Raw genomic sequence first — 16,783 nt, forward strand, 5'->3', positions numbered from 1 at the left:
GCGGGCAGTCGTTTCACGGCTGGGCGGACGCTCGGCTCACGGCTGTGTGTGCGTGCCGGTCTCCTTCGCCCCGCTGGCTGAGGCGATGCGCTCCTCGTCCCTCGCCAGGGTGAAAACTCCGGCGTGCGCGGCTGCCACCGCCGCCGCGGCAGCCTGGTCGGCGGTGCGCTCGTCGACCGGTTCGCGGGTGATGAAGAGGCGGAAGAAGAGCGGTGCGCATGCGGCGCGCGATAGCGCTCCGGCGTCGATACCGCCCTCCCGGGCGGCCGGGAGTTCGCCGCGTTCGACCGCGCGCTGCACCAAGGGCTCGCAGCGCTTGAAGCGTTCCTCGTAGTAGGCGCTCAGTGCGTCGGCGGCCTGCCGCGACTGGAAGGCGGCTGCGATGATCGCGGAGCCGGAGACCGACGTGAGCGGATCGGTGAACGACGCCACCACTTCGCGGGCGAGCGCCCGCAGATCACCTTCCAGCGACCCGGTGTCGGGCGGCGTCCAGTTGTCTTCGCCGGCCAGGTCGAGGGCGTCGGCCAGCAGCCCTTCGAGACTGCCCCAGCGGCGGTAGAGCGTCGTCTTGTGCACGCCCGAATGCTCCGCGACGTACTCGACGGTCAGGCCGGGGTAGCCGTGTTCGACCAGGCCGGCCAGTACGGCGTCGCGGACGGCGGCGCGGGTGCGGGCGGTGCGCCCGCCCGGGCGGCGGGTGCCGGGGCCGGGGGCGGGAGACTCCGGGGCTTCGGGCAACTGCAACTCCTGTTGTGTTAGCGCGGCGACTGTGCCATCATCGACGTAATGCTACAAGCGTAGCGTTTGAGTTCGTGGTGCAGTGCGCACCGACGAGTCGGGGGGCCCGCATGACCACACAGATCTCGCTTCACGAGGTGAGCAAGTCCTACGGCGACCGGCTTCTGCTGGACGGCGTCTCCCTCTCGGTGCGCCCCGGAGACCGGGTCGGCATCGTGGGGGAGAACGGTGCGGGCAAGTCGACCTTGCTGCGGATCGTGGCCGGCCTGGAGCGGCCGGACGAAGGCCGGGTCGTACTGACCGCCGACGGCGGTACGGGCTGTCTCGGTCAGGTCCCCGACCTGCCGGCGCACTGCACGGTCGGTCAGGCGGTGGACGCGGCCCTGGCGGAGTTCCGCGACATGGAAAGTCGGCTGCGGGCGCTGGAGGCGCGCCTGGGCGCCGGGAGACCGGAAGACCTGGAGGAATACGGCCGACTGCTGGGCATCTTCGAACTGCGCGGTGGTTACGAGGCCGACGCGCGGGTCGACAAGGCGCTCCACGGCCTCGGCGTCGGGCACGTGGAGCGGGACCGGCCGTTCGGCAGTCTCTCCGGCGGCGAACAGGCCAGGCTGGGCATCGCCTGCCTGATCGCCGCGTCACCCGAGGTGATGCTGCTCGACGAGCCGACCAACCACCTCGACGCGGAGGCGCTGGACTGGCTGGAGGGCGCGCTGACGGCCCACCGCGGCACGGTCCTCGCCGTCTCGCACGACCGTCTCTTCCTGCAGCGCGTGGCGGACACGATCGTCGAGGTGGACGCGGACCGCCGCACCGTCGTCCGGTACGGCGGCGGATACGGCACCTTCACCGCCGCCAAGGCCGCGGCCCGCCGCCGCTGGGAGCAGGAGTACGAGCAGTGGCGCGCCGAGACCGCGCGGCTGGCGGAGTTCGCGGCGGGCGCCGCGCACGACGTCGCCCAGGGGCGGGCGATCAAGGACAACAACAAGATGGCGTACGACCGGGCCGGCGGACGGGTCCAGGCATCGGTGGCCGGACGGGTGCGTAACGCTCAGGAACGGCTCCGCCGGCTGCACGCGGCTCCGGTCCCCAAGCCGCCGGAGCCCCTCCGCTTCCGTGCGGCACCGGCGACCGGAGACACCGAGGGCGCGCTGGTCGAGCTGGACGGCGTACGGGTGGGGGACAGGCTGACGGTGGACACGCTGACCGTCGCGGCTGGGGAGCGGCTGCTGATCCGCGGGGCCAACGGGGCGGGGAAGAGCACGCTGCTGCGGGTGTTGGCGGGGGTGCAGCAGCCCGATGCGGGCACCGTCGCGCGGCGGGGGCGTATCGGCTACCTGGCACAGGAAATACCGGTGGCCCGGCCGCGGGAGCGGCTGCTGTCCGCCTTCGGCCACGGCCTTTCCGGTGACCCGGAAGAGCTCGCCGAACTTCTTCTGTCGTTCGGCCTGTTCCGGAAGGGCGATCTGCAGGTGCCGGTGGGGGCTCTCTCGGCGGGGCAGCGGCGCCGGCTGGCCTTGGCGCGTCTGCTGGCTCGCCCCGCAGACCTCCTGCTTCTGGACGAGCCGACCAACCATCTCGCGCTCGGTCTGGTGGAGGAGCTGGACGCGGCGCTCGCCGTCTGGCCGGGTGCCTTGGTCGTCGTCTCGCACGACCGGCTGCTCGGCCGCCGATTCGGCGGCCGCCGGTGCGAGATACGGGCCGGGCGGGTGGTGTGCGGCGACCGGTGACCGAAGGGGAGGGCGGGTGAACGGATGGCGACGGTGCGGCTGGCCCCGGCGACAGCGGGGTACCGGGGCATGAGGCATGTACAGAGCAACCGTTTTAGGGTGGCGGCATGGCACGGCCCCGACGCATCGTCCTCATCCGCCACGGAGAATCGGAGGGGAACACCGACGACACGGTCTACGAACGGGAGCCCGACCACGCGCTGAGCCTGACGAAGGACGGGCTGCGGCAGGCCGAGGAGGCCGGCGGCCCGCTGCGTGCGATGTTCGGCGACGAGGGGGTCTCCGCGTACGTGTCGCCGTACCGCCGCACGCACCAGACCTTCCAGGCGCTCGGCCTCGACATGGACCGGGTCCGGGTCCGCGAGGAGCCGCGGCTGCGCGAGCAGGACTGGGGGAACTGGCAGGACCGCGAGGACGTACGCCTGCAGAAGGTCTACCGCGACGCCTACGGCCACTTCTTCTACCGCTTCGCGCAGGGGGAGTCCGGCGCCGATGTGTACGACCGCGTGGGCGCGTTCCTGGAGAGTCTGTGGCGCAGCTTCGAGCAACCGGACCATCCGCCCAACGTCCTGATCGTCACGCACGGGCTGACCATGCGGCTCTTCTGCATGCGGTGGTTCCACTGGACCGTGGCGGAGTTCGAATCCCTGTCCAATCCGGGGAACGCGGAGTGGCGCTCACTGCTCCTGGGCCCGAACGGCCGGTACACGCTGGACCGACCGTTCGAGCGCTGGTGTGAACCGGAGTCGTACGGCATCACCGGTTAGAGTGCACACCGATGAGCGCCGACCACCGTGACGCAGACCGCTTCGAGCGGGCCCTCAGCAGCCTGCGCGGACTTTCCCTGGGCGATGCCCTCGGCTCCCAGTTCTTCGTTCCCGCCAACTACCCCAACCTCAAACGCCGTGAGCTGCCGCCGTCCCCGTGGCAGTGGACCGACGACACGGAGATGGCCTGTTCGGTCGTCGCCGTGCTCGCGGACCACGGTCGTATCGACCAGGACGCCCTCGCCCGGTCCTTCGCCGACCACCACGACTTCGACCGCGGTTACGGCCCGGCCGTGAACCGCATGCTCCGGCTGATCCGGGAGGGCGGCGACTGGCGCGAGCTGGCCTCGGCGCTCTTCAACGGCCAGGGCTCCTGGGGCAACGGCGCGGCCATGCGCATCGCCCCGCTCGGTGCCTGGTACGCGGACGACCCCGAGCAGGCGACGCACCAGGCCGAGATCTCCGCGTACACCACCCACCAGCACCGGGAAGCGGTGGTCGGCGCGATGGCGGTGGCCGCCGCGGCCGCGCTGGCCGCGGCCCCCGGCCGTACACCCGCCCCCGAGGCACTGCTGGACGGCGTCCTGGCGCTGATCCCGCGCAGCGCCGTACAGGCCGGTCTGCGGCGGGCCCGGGACATGCTCGACTACGGCAACGCCGGCACGGTCGCCGCGGTGCTGGGCTGTGGGCGCCGGACCAGCGCCCACGACACCGTTCCGTTCACGCTGTGGGCCGCCGCGCGCCACCTCGGCGACTTCGAACAGGCGCTGTGGGCCACCGCACAGGCGGGGGGAGACGTGGACACGACCTGCGCCATCGTGGGCGGGATCGTCGCGGCGGGTGGCGCCGCACCGCCCCAGGACTGGACGGACCGCACGGAACCGCTGCCGAGCTGGATGCCGACGCTTTCCGGCTGATCTGCGGCTCTCCGGCGGAGCCGTGACGGGGGAGGCCCGGGCGTCGGCCGGGCCGTGGCTCTCCGGAAGAACCGTGGCGAGGGAGGCCGGGATGCCGGCCGGGCCGTGGCTCTCCGACTGGGCCCGTGGCCCGGGAGGCCGGGGGCGAAGCCGCGGCCGGAGAGCAAGGATGCCCGTCAGACGCGTAGTTGATCAACTTTCCCGCCGGGCGGGCCGCCCATGTACCGAGGTGCTGCCTCCCGGCCGGGCCTGATCGAAAAGTCGCTGGTCAGCCCCCGCGTCACCGTCTCCCGGGGTTGTCACCGATGATCGGCAGCGGAAGCGGGGCGGTCAGGTGGCACCCGGTGCGCACGGCCGCCACGATTAGGCGTACGCTTGCTGGCGCCATGCCGTACGAGCCCCCAACCCACACCGTCGAGCGATCGCTTCGCGCCACCACGGGCGCCAAGATCATCGCTGGGGTGGACGAAGTCGGGCGCGGCGCCTGGGCCGGCCCGGTCAGCGTCTGCGCAGCCGTCACCGGACTGCGCCGCCCGCCGGACGGACTCACCGATTCCAAGCTGCTGACACCCAAGCGACGCAACGAACTCGCGGAAGTGCTCGACGGCTGGGTCACGGCGCACGCCCTGGGCCACGCCTCCCCGGAGGAGATCGACGACCTGGGCATGACCGCGGCACTGCGGCTCGCGGCCGTCCGCGCCCTCGAAGCGCTGCCGGTCCGTCCGGACGCGGTCATCCTCGACGGCAAGCACGACTACCTCGGCGGCCCCTGGCAGGTCCGGACGGTCATCAAGGGTGACCAGTCCTGCATCGCGGTGGCTGCGGCCTCCGTGCTCGCCAAGGTCCGTCGCGACACGATGATGGGTGAACTGGTGGGCGTACACGCCGACTTCGCCTTCGCGGACAACGCCGGCTACCCGTCGCCGGCGCACCGTGCGGCGTTGGAGGAGTACGGCCCCACGGCCCACCACCGGGTGTCGTGGTCCTACATGGACGCCCTGCCCCGCTGGCGCCACCTGAAGAAGGTGCGCAGCACCCCCGAAGCAGCCGCTCTGGAGGCCGGTGGCCAACTCGGCTTCGACTTCTGAGCGGTGCGGGCATGAATTCGGTACCCGATGACATGTTCCGCACCTACGTTTGATAGACATCCTTTTATGCCTCTCATCCCCGAGGAGCCTCAGATTCACGAGAGTGTCCCGGGTCCCCGCGCAACTCCGGCCGCCGGCCGCACCGCGTCGACCCCCCGTCCTGTTCCTGGCCCCGGTCCCCGCCCCGCGCCTCCGCGCGGCGCCCCCGCGGCCAGCGCCCGCCCCGGCAAGCCCGGACCCGCCACGCCGTCCCGCGGGCCGGCCGGCGCTCCTCCGGCGCAGCGCCCGGGCCCCAAGCAACCCACTGCGACCGCCGGTGCCGCCGGCGCCGCTTCCGGAGCGCAGATCCAGCTCATCCCGGCCCCGGAGAACGGCGCGCTCGACGCCGCCGAAGAGGCCGTCGATCTGCTGCTGGACTCCGGACGTGCGCCGAGCGACATCCTGGTGCTCACCACCGGTGAGCCGCACCCGTGGGCCGCGCACGAACTGTCCTTCGGCGAAGCGGCCTACTGGGCGCAGCAGGATGCCGCGGACGACGTGTTCTACGCGGACGCCACCGCCGAGCGTGCGACCGGACGGCCCGTCGTGGTCGTCGCGGTCAACGGTGGCGCCGAGCAGACCGTCGCCCGGGCTCTGCCCGCCGCGATGACCCGGGCCGGAGCGCTCCTGGTCGTCTGCGGCGACCCGGAGCGGATCAACGCCCTCCTGGGCGTGCACGCCTGACCGGCGCTGTCAGGGGGAAGCCCGGCGGCCACGGGCCGTCCGGGCGTCTCGTGCCGGGTGCGGGCCGTCAGCGGGCCGCGGCGCGCCGTCTCGCCTCCAGTGCGCCGGCCGTGCCGCGTCGTGGCGTGCGCCGTCCGTCGTTGTGCGGCGGTTCCGCAGGGGGCCGCGGTTCTCCGGCGTGCGGCTGCGGCCCTGGCGTGCGCGTCCGTTCCGCGGAACGGGACCGCTCCACCGGAGCGATTCGTTCCGGTGAACCGGGCGGCGACGGTGGTCCGGACCGCCGTGTTCCGCCGGTGCGCCCGGACGCTTCCGGCAGCACGGCGCTTCCGGCCTGCTCCGAACCTTCCTGCGGGTCCTGTTCCGGCATCGTGCGCCGCTCGGCCGGACCGTGCGATTCCGGTACATCCGGATGCTGCGGCTGCCCCGCACCGCGCAGGTGGGCGGGGCGTGTGACGGAGCGCGGTCGCCGGCCGCCGCGCCCCTCGCCCAGTACTTGCCAGCCGCCGCGGGTCAGCGTGATGTACGCGCCGCAGCGAAGTCCGTGCAACGTGCACGCGTCGCGCAGTCCCCACATCCAGGCACCGTCCGCCTCCGTCCAACGCGGGTCGCCCTCCCGGCAGTAGAGCAGGACGGCCGTACGGACCGGCGCCCGTAACCGCAGGTCGTGCGGGACGACCTGGCGCAGCTGGGCCAGCAGCGCGTTGCGGAACTCCCAGCCGTCCGGGGCCGCGGCGTGCTGGACGAACGACGCGCTGGCGACGACACGTTCCTCAGGCCCGAGCACCGCCACGACGGCCGTCGAAAGGCCCGGCAGATGCCGGTCGTGCAAGCCGGTGACGACCTCACGCGGGTTGCGCAGTAAGGGAATTCCGGCCGACGCCCACTCGGACGGCTCCAGCATGCGGCTCAGCCGGGCGGCGGAATCGGCGGACGTGGGCAGGGAAACATCCGGGGGCTGGGCGAAGCCGAAGGTCACGGTCCTCCCTTCGTCTACGCGTCCGCACACCGGGCGGCGGCGAGCCGTGCGGGCACGGCTGCGGACCGCCGTACCGGGCCGCGGACGGCGGGTACGGGGAAGCGGGTCCAATTCTTACGTTCGTACAGACATGCGGCAATGAACTCGTCGCGCGCAGGGCCGGAATCGGGCGCCGCGTCTGCTCCATTCATGCCCGCCGCACGGGCCTCTGACGCCCGACGCCCCCCTTCACCTCACCCTTGCACGGCAAGGACCAGCGGAAACACTCCGGCGGCTCCCGCCTGGCGCAACAGGCGAGCGCCCACGGCCAAGGTCCAGCCGGTGTCCGCGTAGTCGTCCACCAGCAGCACCGGGCCGCCCGCCGACGCCAGGGCCTGCGCCAACTCGGGCGGGACACTCAACGATCCGTGCAGCGCCCGCAGTCGCTGCGCGCTGTTGCTGCGCGGAATCCGGGTGTCCGGTCCGTCCTCTCCGTACACCACCGTCCCCAGGAACGGCATCCGCCCGACGGCGGCGATGCGCTCCCCGAGGGAACGCACCAGCTGCGGCCTGGTACGGGAGTCGAGCGTCACGACCCCCACCGGACGCGCCGGGGCGTCCGGGGCCCCCGAGGCCCAGCCTCCGGGGCCCTTCGCCCAGTCGGCGAGCACCGTCACCACCGCGGACGCCACATCGTCCGGAATCGGTCCGTCGGGGGCCTGCGCCGCGAGCATCGGCCGCAGCCGGTTGCCCCACCCGATGTCGGAGAGCCGGCCCAGCGCACGCCCGGTGGCACTCTGCTCACCTGCCGGAATGCGTCCCTTGAGGTCGACACCGACGGCGGGCAGCCCGGTCGGCCACATCCGCCGCGGCTCGACCTCGACCCCCGGCCGCCCCAGCTCGCCACGTGCCGCGTCCAGCGAGGCGGCGGACACCTCGGCGGTGAAGCGGGCTCCCGCGCAGTTGTCGCAGCGGCCGCACGGCACCGCGGCCTCGTCGTCCAGCTGCCGCCGCAGGAACTCCATCCGGCAGCCCGTGGTCGTGGCGTAGTCCCGCATGGCCTGCTGCTCGGCCTCACGCTGCCGCGCCACCCAGGCGTAGCGTTCGGCGTCGTACGTCCACGGGCGGCCGGTCGCGGTCCAGCCGCCCTTGACCCGGTGGACCGCGCCGTCCACGTCGAGCACCTTCAGCATGGTCTCCAGACGTGAGCGGCGCAGCTCCACCAGCGGTTCCAGGGCCGGCAGCGACAGCGGACGGTCCGATCCCGCCAGGACGTCCAGCGTCCGGCGCACCTGCTCCTCGGGAGGAAACGCCAGCGAAGCGAAGTACTTCCAGATCGCCTCGTCCTCGCGGCCGGGCAGCAGCAGCACCTCGGCGTGCTCGACACCGCGCCCGGCACGCCCGACCTGCTGGTAGTAGGCGATGGGGGAGGACGGCGAACCGAGGTGCACCACGAACCCGAGGTCGGGCTTGTCGAAGCCCATGCCCAGCGCGGAGGTGGCGACCAGGGCCTTGACACGGTTGCCGAGCAGGTCGTCCTCGGCCTGCTGGCGGTCCGCGTTCTCCGTCTTGCCCGTGTACGGGGCGACCGTGTGGCCGCGCTGCCGCAGGAAGGCGGTGACCTCCTCGGCCGCGGCGACCGTGAGGGTGTAGATGATCCCCGAGCCCGGCAGCTCGTGCAGATGATCGGCGAGCCAGGCCAGCCGGTGCGCGGCGTCCGGCAGCGGGAGCACTCCCAGACTCAGGCTCTCCCGGTCCAGCGGGCCCCGCAGGACGAGCGCCTCGGCCGCCCCCTCGCCGGTGCCCAGTTGCTCGGCCACGTCGGCGGTGACCCGTGCGTTGGCCGTCGCCGTGGTGGCGAGCACGGGCACACCGGGCGGGAGGTCGGCGAGCATCGTACGCAGCCGCCGGTAGTCGGGCCGGAAGTCGTGGCCCCAGTCGGAGATGCAGTGCGCCTCGTCGACCACCAGCAGGCCGGTGGCGGCGGCCAGCTTGGGGAGCACCTGGTCGCGGAAGTCGGGGTTGTTGAGGCGCTCGGGCGACACGAGCAGAACGTCGACCTCGCCCGCCGCCACCTCGGCCTGGATCGTGTCCCAGTCCTCGGTGTTGGACGAGTTGATCGTGCGCGCGCGGATCCCGGCCCGGGCCGCCGCCTCGACCTGGTTGCGCATCAGCGCGAGCAGCGGCGAGACGATCACCGTAGGGCCGCTGCCCCGCTCGCGCAGCAGCGCGGTCGCGACGAAGTAGACCGCCGACTTGCCCCAGCCCGTCCGCTGCACCACGAGCGCGCGGCGGTGCTCGGCGACCAGCGCCTCGATCGCCCGCCACTGGTCCTCGCGCAGCCTGGCCGTACCGCCGGGATCCCCGACGAGGCGGGAGAGGACGGCATCGGCCGAGGCGCGCAGGTCTTCGTTGCTCATGGCTCCATGCAACCCGATGCCACTGACAACGCGCGAACCGCCGCCCGATGCTGTGGACAACTTCCGTCACCCGCGAGTTATCCACAGGGGTCGCGGCGGTGCGGCGGATCGCGGGACCTTCGAGCCATGAACCAGCACAGCGAATCATCCAGCCAGCCCGAGCGGTCCGAGCAGTCCGAGCAGCTCGGTCGGTACAAGCGGTCCGGCCAGCCCGAGCGTCCCGGTCAGTCCGGTCAGCCCGCGAAGTCCGATCGACTCGGCCGCTCCGACCAGCCCCGCCCGTCCGTACCGACCCGCCCGTCCGCCTCGGCCGTCCCTTACCGGCCGGCCTCGCCTTCCCACCCGGCCCTGACCGCTGCCACGACCGCCGCCGCGGCCAAGGACACCGAGGACGGCGACGAGACCGAAGAGGCCAGGGTCACCCTGCGCGGCCCGGCCGAGCTGGCCGACGCGCTGCCGTACCTCCTCGGCTTCTTCCCGGACGACAGCATCGTCCTCGTCGGCCTGCACGGTGAGCGGGGGCGGTTCGGCAGCCGGGCCCGCCTCGGCATCCCGACCGACCGGACCCAGTGGGGGTACGTGTCCGAGCAGCTCGCGGGCTCGCTCGTGACGCTCGGCGAGGAGCGTCGCTCCCGCCCCGAAGGGATCATCGTCTACCTCTGTCAGGAACCGGCGCAGGGAGAGAGCGGCTGGGACGTGAAGGAGCGCCTCAGCCCGCTCGCGCAGATGCTGCGCGTCGCCTGCGGGACGCTGGACGTCCCGGTGCTCGACGCGCTGTGCATCTCCGACGGCCGCTTCTGGTCCTACTGCTGCCCCGACTTCCGCTGCTGTCCCGCCGCAGGCACGCCGCTGACCCCCGCGGGTACGTCGGTGATGGCCGCCGCCGCTGCCTACGCGGGCATCCAAGTACGCGGGTCGCTGCGCGAGATGGAGGCCCGGCTGACCGCCTGGACCGGGCCGCGCGCGGCGGGGCAGACGAGCGCGTTGGACGCCGAGGCCCAGGCGCTCGTCCCGCGCATGATCCAAGAGGACGCGGCGGCACCCGTACGGGCGGAGACCCTGGCCCGGGCGAGCGACCTGCTCCGCCGGTTCCGTGAGGACCCGCCCACGGGCAGCCGCCGGGCCAGGGACGCCTGCGACGACGCACTCCTGACGGACGCCGAGGCCGCCCGTCTCATCCTCGGACTCCAGGACCGCGTCGCCCGGGACCGCGCAGCGGAGTGGACGGAGGGGCCCGACGCCGAACCCTCGCTGCGCCTGTGGCAGGCGCTCTCCCGCCGCTGCGTCGGCGGCTACGCCGAATACGCCGTGGCACCGCTCTCCCTGGCAGGCTGGGTCGCCTGGGCGACGGGTGACCAGCCGTCCGCCCGCGTCGCGCTCGGCCGCGCGCTGACCCTGGATCCCGAGTACCTCTTCGCCCAACTGCTGCACCGCGGCATCAACCAAGGGCTGGACCCGGAAACACTGCGCCGCTGCCTGCGGGAAGAGCGGGAAGAGCGGGAAGAGCGGGACGAACGAGCCGATGGCGCACCGGCGAGCGGAGTCGCACTGGCGTCCGGGCATGACTCCGTACCGGTGCTCGTGGACGGCCCGGCGGCTGCGCCCGGCGCCTCTCCGGGGACGACCCGGCCGGACGGGAGCGGCCGCGGTGACGGAGCGGAGCGGCCCGCCGAGTCGGGCGGCCCCGGCAGGGCGGGGCGCCCCGGTGGCAGCGGACGTTGCGGTGGCTCCGACCGCCCTGGCGGCCCGCGCGGGAGCACCCGCCCCGCCGCGCGGACGAGCACCGGCCGGGGCGGGCGGCGCTCCGCCCGCAACGCCGACCGGAGCCGACCGTGAGCCCGCCGGTGCGGGAGCGCCGGCGTGACCTGGGCGCCGGCCCTGGCGTTCACCTCTGTGGCGCAGTCCGTTTGGAGCCCAGACCCCAGCAGGGAGCGCAGAGAGTGTCAGGCATGGTCCCCACCACTCAGCCGGCCCGCCGGGCACCCGGAGATCACCGTTCCGGGGTGCCCCGGCCGCCGGAACCACAGCCTGTCCACCGGACCTTGATCTGCGTGGCTCTGCCGGCGCTGGCCATCTCCTCCGAACAGGGCCAGCTCACCGGCCGGGGGACGGACGGCTTCTACCGTGCCGGGCGGCGCGTCCTGTCCCGTTGCCAGCTGAGCGCGGGCGGCGCCGAGCCCGTGATCGTGCAGGGCCGGCTGATCGCCTCCGACCGCGCACGGTTCGTCGGGACGGTCCGTACGGCCGTCGACCGCGGCCCGGACCCCGAGATGCGCGTGGAACGGCTGCGGTCCGCCGACGGGGTCGAACGCATCACGTTCCACAGCAGCGCACCGCGCCGGGTGCGGTTGCCGGTGGAACTGCGGCTGGGCACCGACCTCGCCGATCTCGGCGCGATCGCCGTCGGTGTCGCCGGACCCGAACTGCCCGCCAGCGTGCACGGGTCGGGGCTGCGCTGGTCCGCCGCGGGGGCCCACGCCGTGATCGCCGCGACCCCGGCCCCCACCGACGTCATGGCCTCGGCCGGACTGTTGTGCTGGGAGCTGGACCTGCCGCCCGGCGGCCAGCACACCATCGAGGTGCGGGTCCGGCTGGAGCACGCGACGTCGGGAGCCTTCGCCGGCCGGCCGGGGCCGCCGCTCCCGGCCTCGCGCGGCGGCGAGCAACCGCCCCGCCCGTGGTCGGCGGCACGGCTCCAGTGCGACGACCCCCGGGCCGACGCACTGCTGGCGGCCGGACTCGACGATCTCCACGGTCTGCTGATGCGAGGCCCTGGTGCACCCACGGACACGTACATCGCGGGTGGGGTTCCCTGGCGTTGCGGCCTTTCGCCGGCCGAGGCCCTCTGGGCGGCGCGCATGTTGCTGCCCCTGGGCACCCGCCTCGCGGCCAACACCCTGCGCACCCTCGCGCATGTCCAACTGACCGGAGCGGGGGCGGATTCCGGCCGAATTCCTGGCGCGCTGCGGGACGCGGGCCCGTACGCCCCACCCAGCTGTACGGGCGTCGAGGCGACGCTGCTGTTCCCCGCGGTTCTCGCCGAAGCCCGCCGCTGGGGCCTGCCCGACCGCGAGACAGAGCAGCTGCTCCCGGCAGCGGAGGGCTGCCTGAGATGGCTGCGTACGGCGGTGAGCGACGAAAGCGTGCCCGGTGACGGAGCCCTGAGCGGAGGCAGCGGCTACGTCCCCGATCCGGCCCCCGGGGGACCGTACCGCTGCGCGACCCAGGCACACGCGCACCGCGCCGCGCTGCTCGGCGCCGACCTCCTCGACGCCTGCGGCAGACCGGGAGCGCCCGCGCTGCGGGAGTGGGCGGCGGGACTGCGGACCCGGTTCCGTGAGGAGTTCTGGGTGGAGAGCCGCAGCGGTGGCAGCCCGGCCGTACTGCGCACGCCGGGCGGCCGGCTGCTGCCGCACCTCGGTTCCGCGGCCGTCCACCTCCTGGACACCGGCCTGCTCGGCGGCGGACGCACAGCCGTCGGCCTGCTCGACGCGGTACGCACGGAGCGCCTCGCCCGCCTCCTGGGAAGCCCGGCCATGGACTCGGGCTGGGGACTGCGGGGGCTCGGAGCCAAGGAGAGCGGTTACAACCCCTTCGGTCACCGCAGCGGTGCCGTACGGGTCCACGAGACGGCGGTGGCCGTCGCCGGCCTTGCTGCCGCCGGCCATGAGAAGGAGGCCGCCTCCCTGGTCCGCGGGCTCCTCGACGCGGCACAGAGCTTCGGCTACCGGCTGCCGGAGATGTACGCGGGTGAGCAGCGCACCCGTGACGGCGCCCCGGTGCCGCACCCCGCTGCCTGCCGGCCGGCCGCCGTGGCCGCCGCGGGCGCGGTGCACGCCCTGACCGCTCTGGCCGGGGTGCGCCCAGACGTCCCGGCGGGGACCGTGGCGGTCCGCCCGGTCGGCAGCGCGCCGCTCGGCGCCATGCAGTTCACCGGGCTCAGCATCGCCGGGCAGCCGTTCGCCGTACGGATCAGCAGACTCGGCCTCGGTCTGGTCGAGGAGGCCGCGAATGGCTTGCAACTGGGGGCGTGAGATGCGTCAGGGCCTGATTATCGTCAGGCGGACGACTATGATCGCGCCATGTCTCCCTACGACCCGTCGGCCTTCCCCCCGTTCGCCGTTACCGTCGACCTGGTCGTGCTCACCGTGCGCAGGCACGCGCTGTGCGCGCTGGCCGTGCGGCGTGGTGAGCCGCCGTTCCAGGGGCGCTGGGCCCTGCCGGGCGGGTTCGTGCGGAGCGACGAGGACCTGGAGGGCGCCGCTGCCCGGGAGCTGGCCGAGGAGACCGGGCTGCACGCCCACTGCCCGGCGGGCCCGCCGCCGCCCTACGGCGCGCACCTGGAACAGCTCGCCACGTACGGCGATCCCAAGCGTGATCCCCGTATGCGGGTGGTCAGCGTCGCCCACCTGGTGCTCGCGCCGGACCTGCCCGCGCCGACGGCGGGCGGCGACGCCCACAGTGCGCGCTGGGCCCCGGTCGACACACTCCTCGACCAGGACGGCGGCCTGGGCCGCGAGGGCGAGCAGTCCGCACCTCTCGCTTTCGATCATGCCCGGATCCTTGCGGACGGGGTGGAGCGGGCCCGCTCGAAGATCGAGTACTCCTCGCTCGCCACCGCGTTCTGCCCGCAGGAGTTCACCGTCGGGGAGCTGCGCAGGGTGTACGAGGCGGTGTGGGGCGTGGCCCTGGACCCCCGGAACTTCCACCGCAAGGTCACCGGCACACCAGGCTTCCTCGTACCGACCGGAGGGACGACGACCCGTCAGGGAGGCCGCCCGGCACAGCTGTTCCGAGCCGGCGGTGCGACCCTGCTCAACCCGCCGATGCTGCGTCCGGAGGTCTGAGCGACGGGGCGGGTGACGGCCGTTCGGTGGCGGGAAGGACGGGTGGCCCTGCCACGCGGCGCCGTTGGCGGCAGAACGTGACACGCGTGGGCACCAATTGGGGCGCATTACCGACAAAACGGACAGGCGGGGTTACCGTGGCCGGGTGAGTCCCCACCTCCTCCCCGCCGCTCCCGTGAGGTCCCGCACCCCGTGGGGGGCACGATGATCCAGGCCATCGGGCTGACCGGCGGCTCCCGCCAGGGGCGGCGCCCCGCCGTCGACGACCTCAGCTTCGAGGCCCCCGCCGGCCGGATCACCGTCCTGCTCGGCGACGAGGGAGCCGGCAAGACCACCGCGCTGCGCCTCATGCTCCAGTTGGAGAGCGGCCGTGGCGTCGCACTCTTCCGCGGCCGTCCGCTGCACCGCGTGCCGAACCCGGCCCGCGAGATCGGCGTGGTCCTCGGGGACGTCCCCGGTCATCCCGGCCGTACGGCACGAGGGCACCTGCGGATGCTCAGCGCCGCCGCGGGAGTTCCGGCATCCCGGGCCGACGACGTCCTGGACGTCGTCGGCCTCAGCGGCCTGGCCGACGAAAAACTCGGCGCCTTCTCGCGGGGCATGGACCGCAGGCTCGGCCTGGCCGCCGCGCTCCTCGGCGACCCGCACACCCTCCTCCTCGACGAGCCCTCCCGAGACGTGTCCCCGCGCGAGGCGGCGTGGCTGCACGGCTTGCTGCAGGGCTATGCGGCACAGGGCGGTGCCGTACTGGTCACCTCCAGCGACGCACGGGCGGCCGCCCGGCTCGGCCACCGGGTGGTCACCGTCGAGGAGGGCAGGCTGGTCGCGGACCAGACGGTTACCGACTTCGCCCGGACCCGGCTGCGTCCGCGTGTCGTGGTCCGTTCTCCGCACGCCGACCGGCTCGCGTCACTGCTCGTCGACGAGGCGCAGCGTGCGCGCCCGGGGGCGGAGCCGCAGGCGGGCCGCGCGGTCGAAGTCGTACGGGAGAGCGGGAGCCGTATCGCCGTCTACGGCAGTAGCTGCGCCGCTGTGGGCGACACGGCGTTCCGGCACGGCATTCTCGTGCACCGGCTCGCCGACGAGGTGGGAGACACCGGACCCGTCACCCCGCTCCATCGCGCCGACGGCCGCGCCCGGAACCGCGCCGTACCGGCGGCCACGAGTCCCGCCGCAGAGAATGCGGCTGCGCAGAACCCGGCCGCGCAGCGCCCTGCCGCACAGTCTCCGGCTGCTCCTGCCGCTGCGGCCCCGGGAGGAGCAGCCCCCGATGTCGCTGAGGCGCATGGTGCCGCTGGACCTGCGGAGGCTACCGCGACTCTCAGGGCTCCCGCCGGCCCCACAGCCCCCGGGCACCCCGGGACGCACGCGGCGCCAGCCGCATGCACCGTCGCTGCCGCCCCTGCCCCTGCCCCCGCCTCTGTCTCGACCTCCGCCCCCGCCCCGCCATCCGGCTCGGACGACGCGACGCCCTCCACGTACGTACTTCCGTCACCCGCCCTGCCCCACCCGAACGTCTCGCCCCTCCCCGCCTCACCACCATCTCGCACCTCCTCCACCTCCACCTTCAAACCCCTCCGCGCCTCCCTTGCCCCAGGCTCTCCCGGCCCCGCCCCGGCTTCGCCGGAAGGCGCGGCCCGGAAGCTCGTCAGCCTGCGGCTGTCGGGCCGTGGCCCGGAATGGCCGTTGCGGTACGAACTCCGCCGCGCCGCGACCGACCCCGCCGGTCCCCTGGTGATCGTGTTGGCGCTGGCGGTGGCTTTGATCTTCGCGTTGGTGCTGGCCCGTGCCGGGGACGCTTCCCGGGTGCATGTGCTCACCGGTTGGCCGCGTCAACTTCCGTTCCCTCCGGTGGCGCTCGCGGCCGGGCTGATCGGGGCGCTCTCCTTCGGCCAGGAGTTCCGCTATCCGGCGCTCGCTCCCGAACAGGGCACGGTGCCCCGCCGCCTCGGCCTGCTCGCGGCCAAGCTGCTGGTCAGCGGTGGCGCGGCGGCGTTGCTCGCGATGGGTACGCTGCTGCTCGACGGCCTGGCGGTGTACGGCCTGTTCGGTTCCGCGGGCCTGCCGCCCGGGAACGATGCGAAGGTGCTGGCCGCCAGTTGGACGGCCCTCCTGGTCGGTTGCGCCTGGGCGGGTGTGCTGGCGGCCGGTGTCTTCCGGTCCACTGCGACGGGGCTGGCCGTGGTCCTGGCCGTACCGGTGCTCGTGCTGCCGCTCGTACAGCGTGCGTTGGCCGCTCCGGCGGCCCGGTCCCTGGTGGGAGTCCCCGCTCGGCTGCGCTCGGCGGCGCTGGTGCAGTGGCCGTCCGGGTTCGACCAGGCTGTCGAGGTGGCGCTGCGACTGGCGGCCCAACCAGTGGGCGGAGCGCTGTCGTTGTCGCTCGCCGCGCTGGCCCTCGCTTACGCCCTGACTGCGCTGCGGAGGAGGGCCCGCTGACCTTCACGGGCCGCTTTCGTGCGGTGTTGGCGCGACAGTGGCCGGGCCGTCCCGTGGGGAGCACCTTTCTTTCCGATAAAGCGTCAATTGGGGAATGATGGGCGATCACCCTTTCGTGTGCTTTTCACCAAAGACCTCAAGGGGTCCGGGGGCGTCGCCGAC

General features: G+C 73.7%; 11 protein-coding genes and 1 pseudogene. 9 read left to right on the forward strand and 3 right to left on the reverse strand.

Translation table 11 applies throughout. The features are described from left to right. Window positions 1–36: 36 nt before the first annotated feature. Complete coding sequence (locus ACZ4QV_RS33080; protein ID WP_467763793.1) at window positions 37–738, reverse strand: TetR/AcrR family transcriptional regulator; 702 nt, start codon at window positions 736–738, stop codon at window positions 37–39. A gap of 110 nt (window positions 739–848) precedes the next feature. On the opposite strand from ACZ4QV_RS33080, the gene abc-f reads away from it, so the two are divergent. From abc-f to ACZ4QV_RS33105, 5 genes are all read left to right on the forward strand, one after another. Further along, complete coding sequence (abc-f, locus tag ACZ4QV_RS33085; protein WP_467763794.1) at window positions 849–2,468, forward strand: ribosomal protection-like ABC-F family protein; 1,620 nt, start codon at window positions 849–851, stop codon at window positions 2,466–2,468. Between the two features lie 107 nt (window positions 2,469–2,575). After that, window positions 2,576–3,235, forward strand: a complete 660-nt coding sequence (locus tag ACZ4QV_RS33090) for a histidine phosphatase family protein (protein WP_361155739.1) — start codon at window positions 2,576–2,578, stop codon at window positions 3,233–3,235. 11 nt (window positions 3,236–3,246) lie between these two features. After that, entirely contained in the window at window positions 3,247–4,152 is a 906-nt protein-coding gene (locus ACZ4QV_RS33095; protein ID WP_361155740.1) for an ADP-ribosylglycohydrolase family protein, read from the forward strand. Window positions 4,153–4,538: 386 nt separating this feature from the next. Continuing rightward, window positions 4,539–5,240, forward strand: coding sequence for a ribonuclease HII (locus ACZ4QV_RS33100; RefSeq protein WP_361590002.1), 702 nt, complete (start codon window positions 4,539–4,541; stop codon window positions 5,238–5,240). Window positions 5,241–5,306: 66 nt separating this feature from the next. After that, window positions 5,307–5,963 (forward strand): hypothetical protein, encoded by a 657-nt coding sequence (locus tag ACZ4QV_RS33105; RefSeq protein WP_361590005.1) that lies wholly within the window; start codon window positions 5,307–5,309, stop codon window positions 5,961–5,963. 397 nt (window positions 5,964–6,360) lie between these two features. On the opposite strand, the pseudogene ACZ4QV_RS33110 reads toward ACZ4QV_RS33105, so the two are convergent. Both ACZ4QV_RS33110 and ACZ4QV_RS33115 read right to left on the reverse strand, forming a co-directional pair. After that, window positions 6,361–6,939: pseudogene (locus ACZ4QV_RS33110) on the reverse strand (hypothetical protein); the annotation flags it as partial. Window positions 6,940–7,172: 233 nt separating this feature from the next. After that, window positions 7,173–9,338: a RecQ family ATP-dependent DNA helicase gene (locus ACZ4QV_RS33115; protein WP_361638406.1), complete on the reverse strand. Its 2,166-nt coding sequence runs from the start codon at window positions 9,336–9,338 to the stop codon at window positions 7,173–7,175. Between the two features lie 126 nt (window positions 9,339–9,464). Here ACZ4QV_RS33115 and ACZ4QV_RS33120 point away from each other — a divergent pair, with 126 nt between their 5' ends. The 4 genes from ACZ4QV_RS33120 (at window position 9,465) to ACZ4QV_RS33135 (ending at window position 16,621) form a co-directional block, all read left to right on the forward strand. Beyond that, entirely contained in the window at window positions 9,465–11,174 is a 1,710-nt protein-coding gene (locus ACZ4QV_RS33120) for a DUF4192 domain-containing protein (protein ID WP_467763795.1), read from the forward strand. 215 nt (window positions 11,175–11,389) lie between these two features. Beyond that, window positions 11,390–13,372, forward strand: coding sequence for a glycogen debranching N-terminal domain-containing protein (locus tag ACZ4QV_RS33125; protein ID WP_361155748.1), 1,983 nt, complete (start codon window positions 11,390–11,392; stop codon window positions 13,370–13,372). Window positions 13,373–13,420: 48 nt separating this feature from the next. After that, the gene (locus tag ACZ4QV_RS33130; protein ID WP_361155750.1) at window positions 13,421–14,185 is read left to right on the forward strand and encodes an NUDIX hydrolase; all 765 of its coding nucleotides are present in this window, start codon (window positions 13,421–13,423) and stop codon (window positions 14,183–14,185) included. Window positions 14,186–14,389: 204 nt separating this feature from the next. Then, on the forward strand, window positions 14,390–16,621 hold the full coding sequence (locus ACZ4QV_RS33135) for an ABC transporter ATP-binding protein (protein WP_361638410.1): 2,232 nt from the start codon (window positions 14,390–14,392) through the stop codon (window positions 16,619–16,621). Window positions 16,622–16,783: the final 162 nt, after the last annotated feature.

It is taken from the genome of Streptomyces sp. NPDC026394, from assembly GCF_055567735.1.

Coding starts and splice junctions, on each gene's coding strand:
- abc-f (WP_467763794.1), top strand. CDS start 849: ATGACCACACAGATCTCGCTTCACGAGGTGAGCAAGTCCTACGGCGAC.
- ACZ4QV_RS33090 (WP_361155739.1), top strand. CDS start 2,576: ATGGCACGGCCCCGACGCATCGTCCTCATCCGCCACGGAGAATCGGAG.
- ACZ4QV_RS33095 (WP_361155740.1), top strand. CDS start 3,247: ATGAGCGCCGACCACCGTGACGCAGACCGCTTCGAGCGGGCCCTCAGC.
- ACZ4QV_RS33100 (WP_361590002.1), top strand. CDS start 4,539: ATGCCGTACGAGCCCCCAACCCACACCGTCGAGCGATCGCTTCGCGCC.
- ACZ4QV_RS33105 (WP_361590005.1), top strand. CDS start 5,307: ATGCCTCTCATCCCCGAGGAGCCTCAGATTCACGAGAGTGTCCCGGGT.
- ACZ4QV_RS33115 (WP_361638406.1), bottom strand. CDS start 9,338: ATGAGCAACGAAGACCTGCGCGCCTCGGCCGATGCCGTCCTCTCCCGC.
- ACZ4QV_RS33120 (WP_467763795.1), top strand. CDS start 9,465: ATGAACCAGCACAGCGAATCATCCAGCCAGCCCGAGCGGTCCGAGCAG.
- ACZ4QV_RS33130 (WP_361155750.1), top strand. CDS start 13,421: ATGTCTCCCTACGACCCGTCGGCCTTCCCCCCGTTCGCCGTTACCGTC.
- ACZ4QV_RS33135 (WP_361638410.1), top strand. CDS start 14,390: ATGATCCAGGCCATCGGGCTGACCGGCGGCTCCCGCCAGGGGCGGCGC.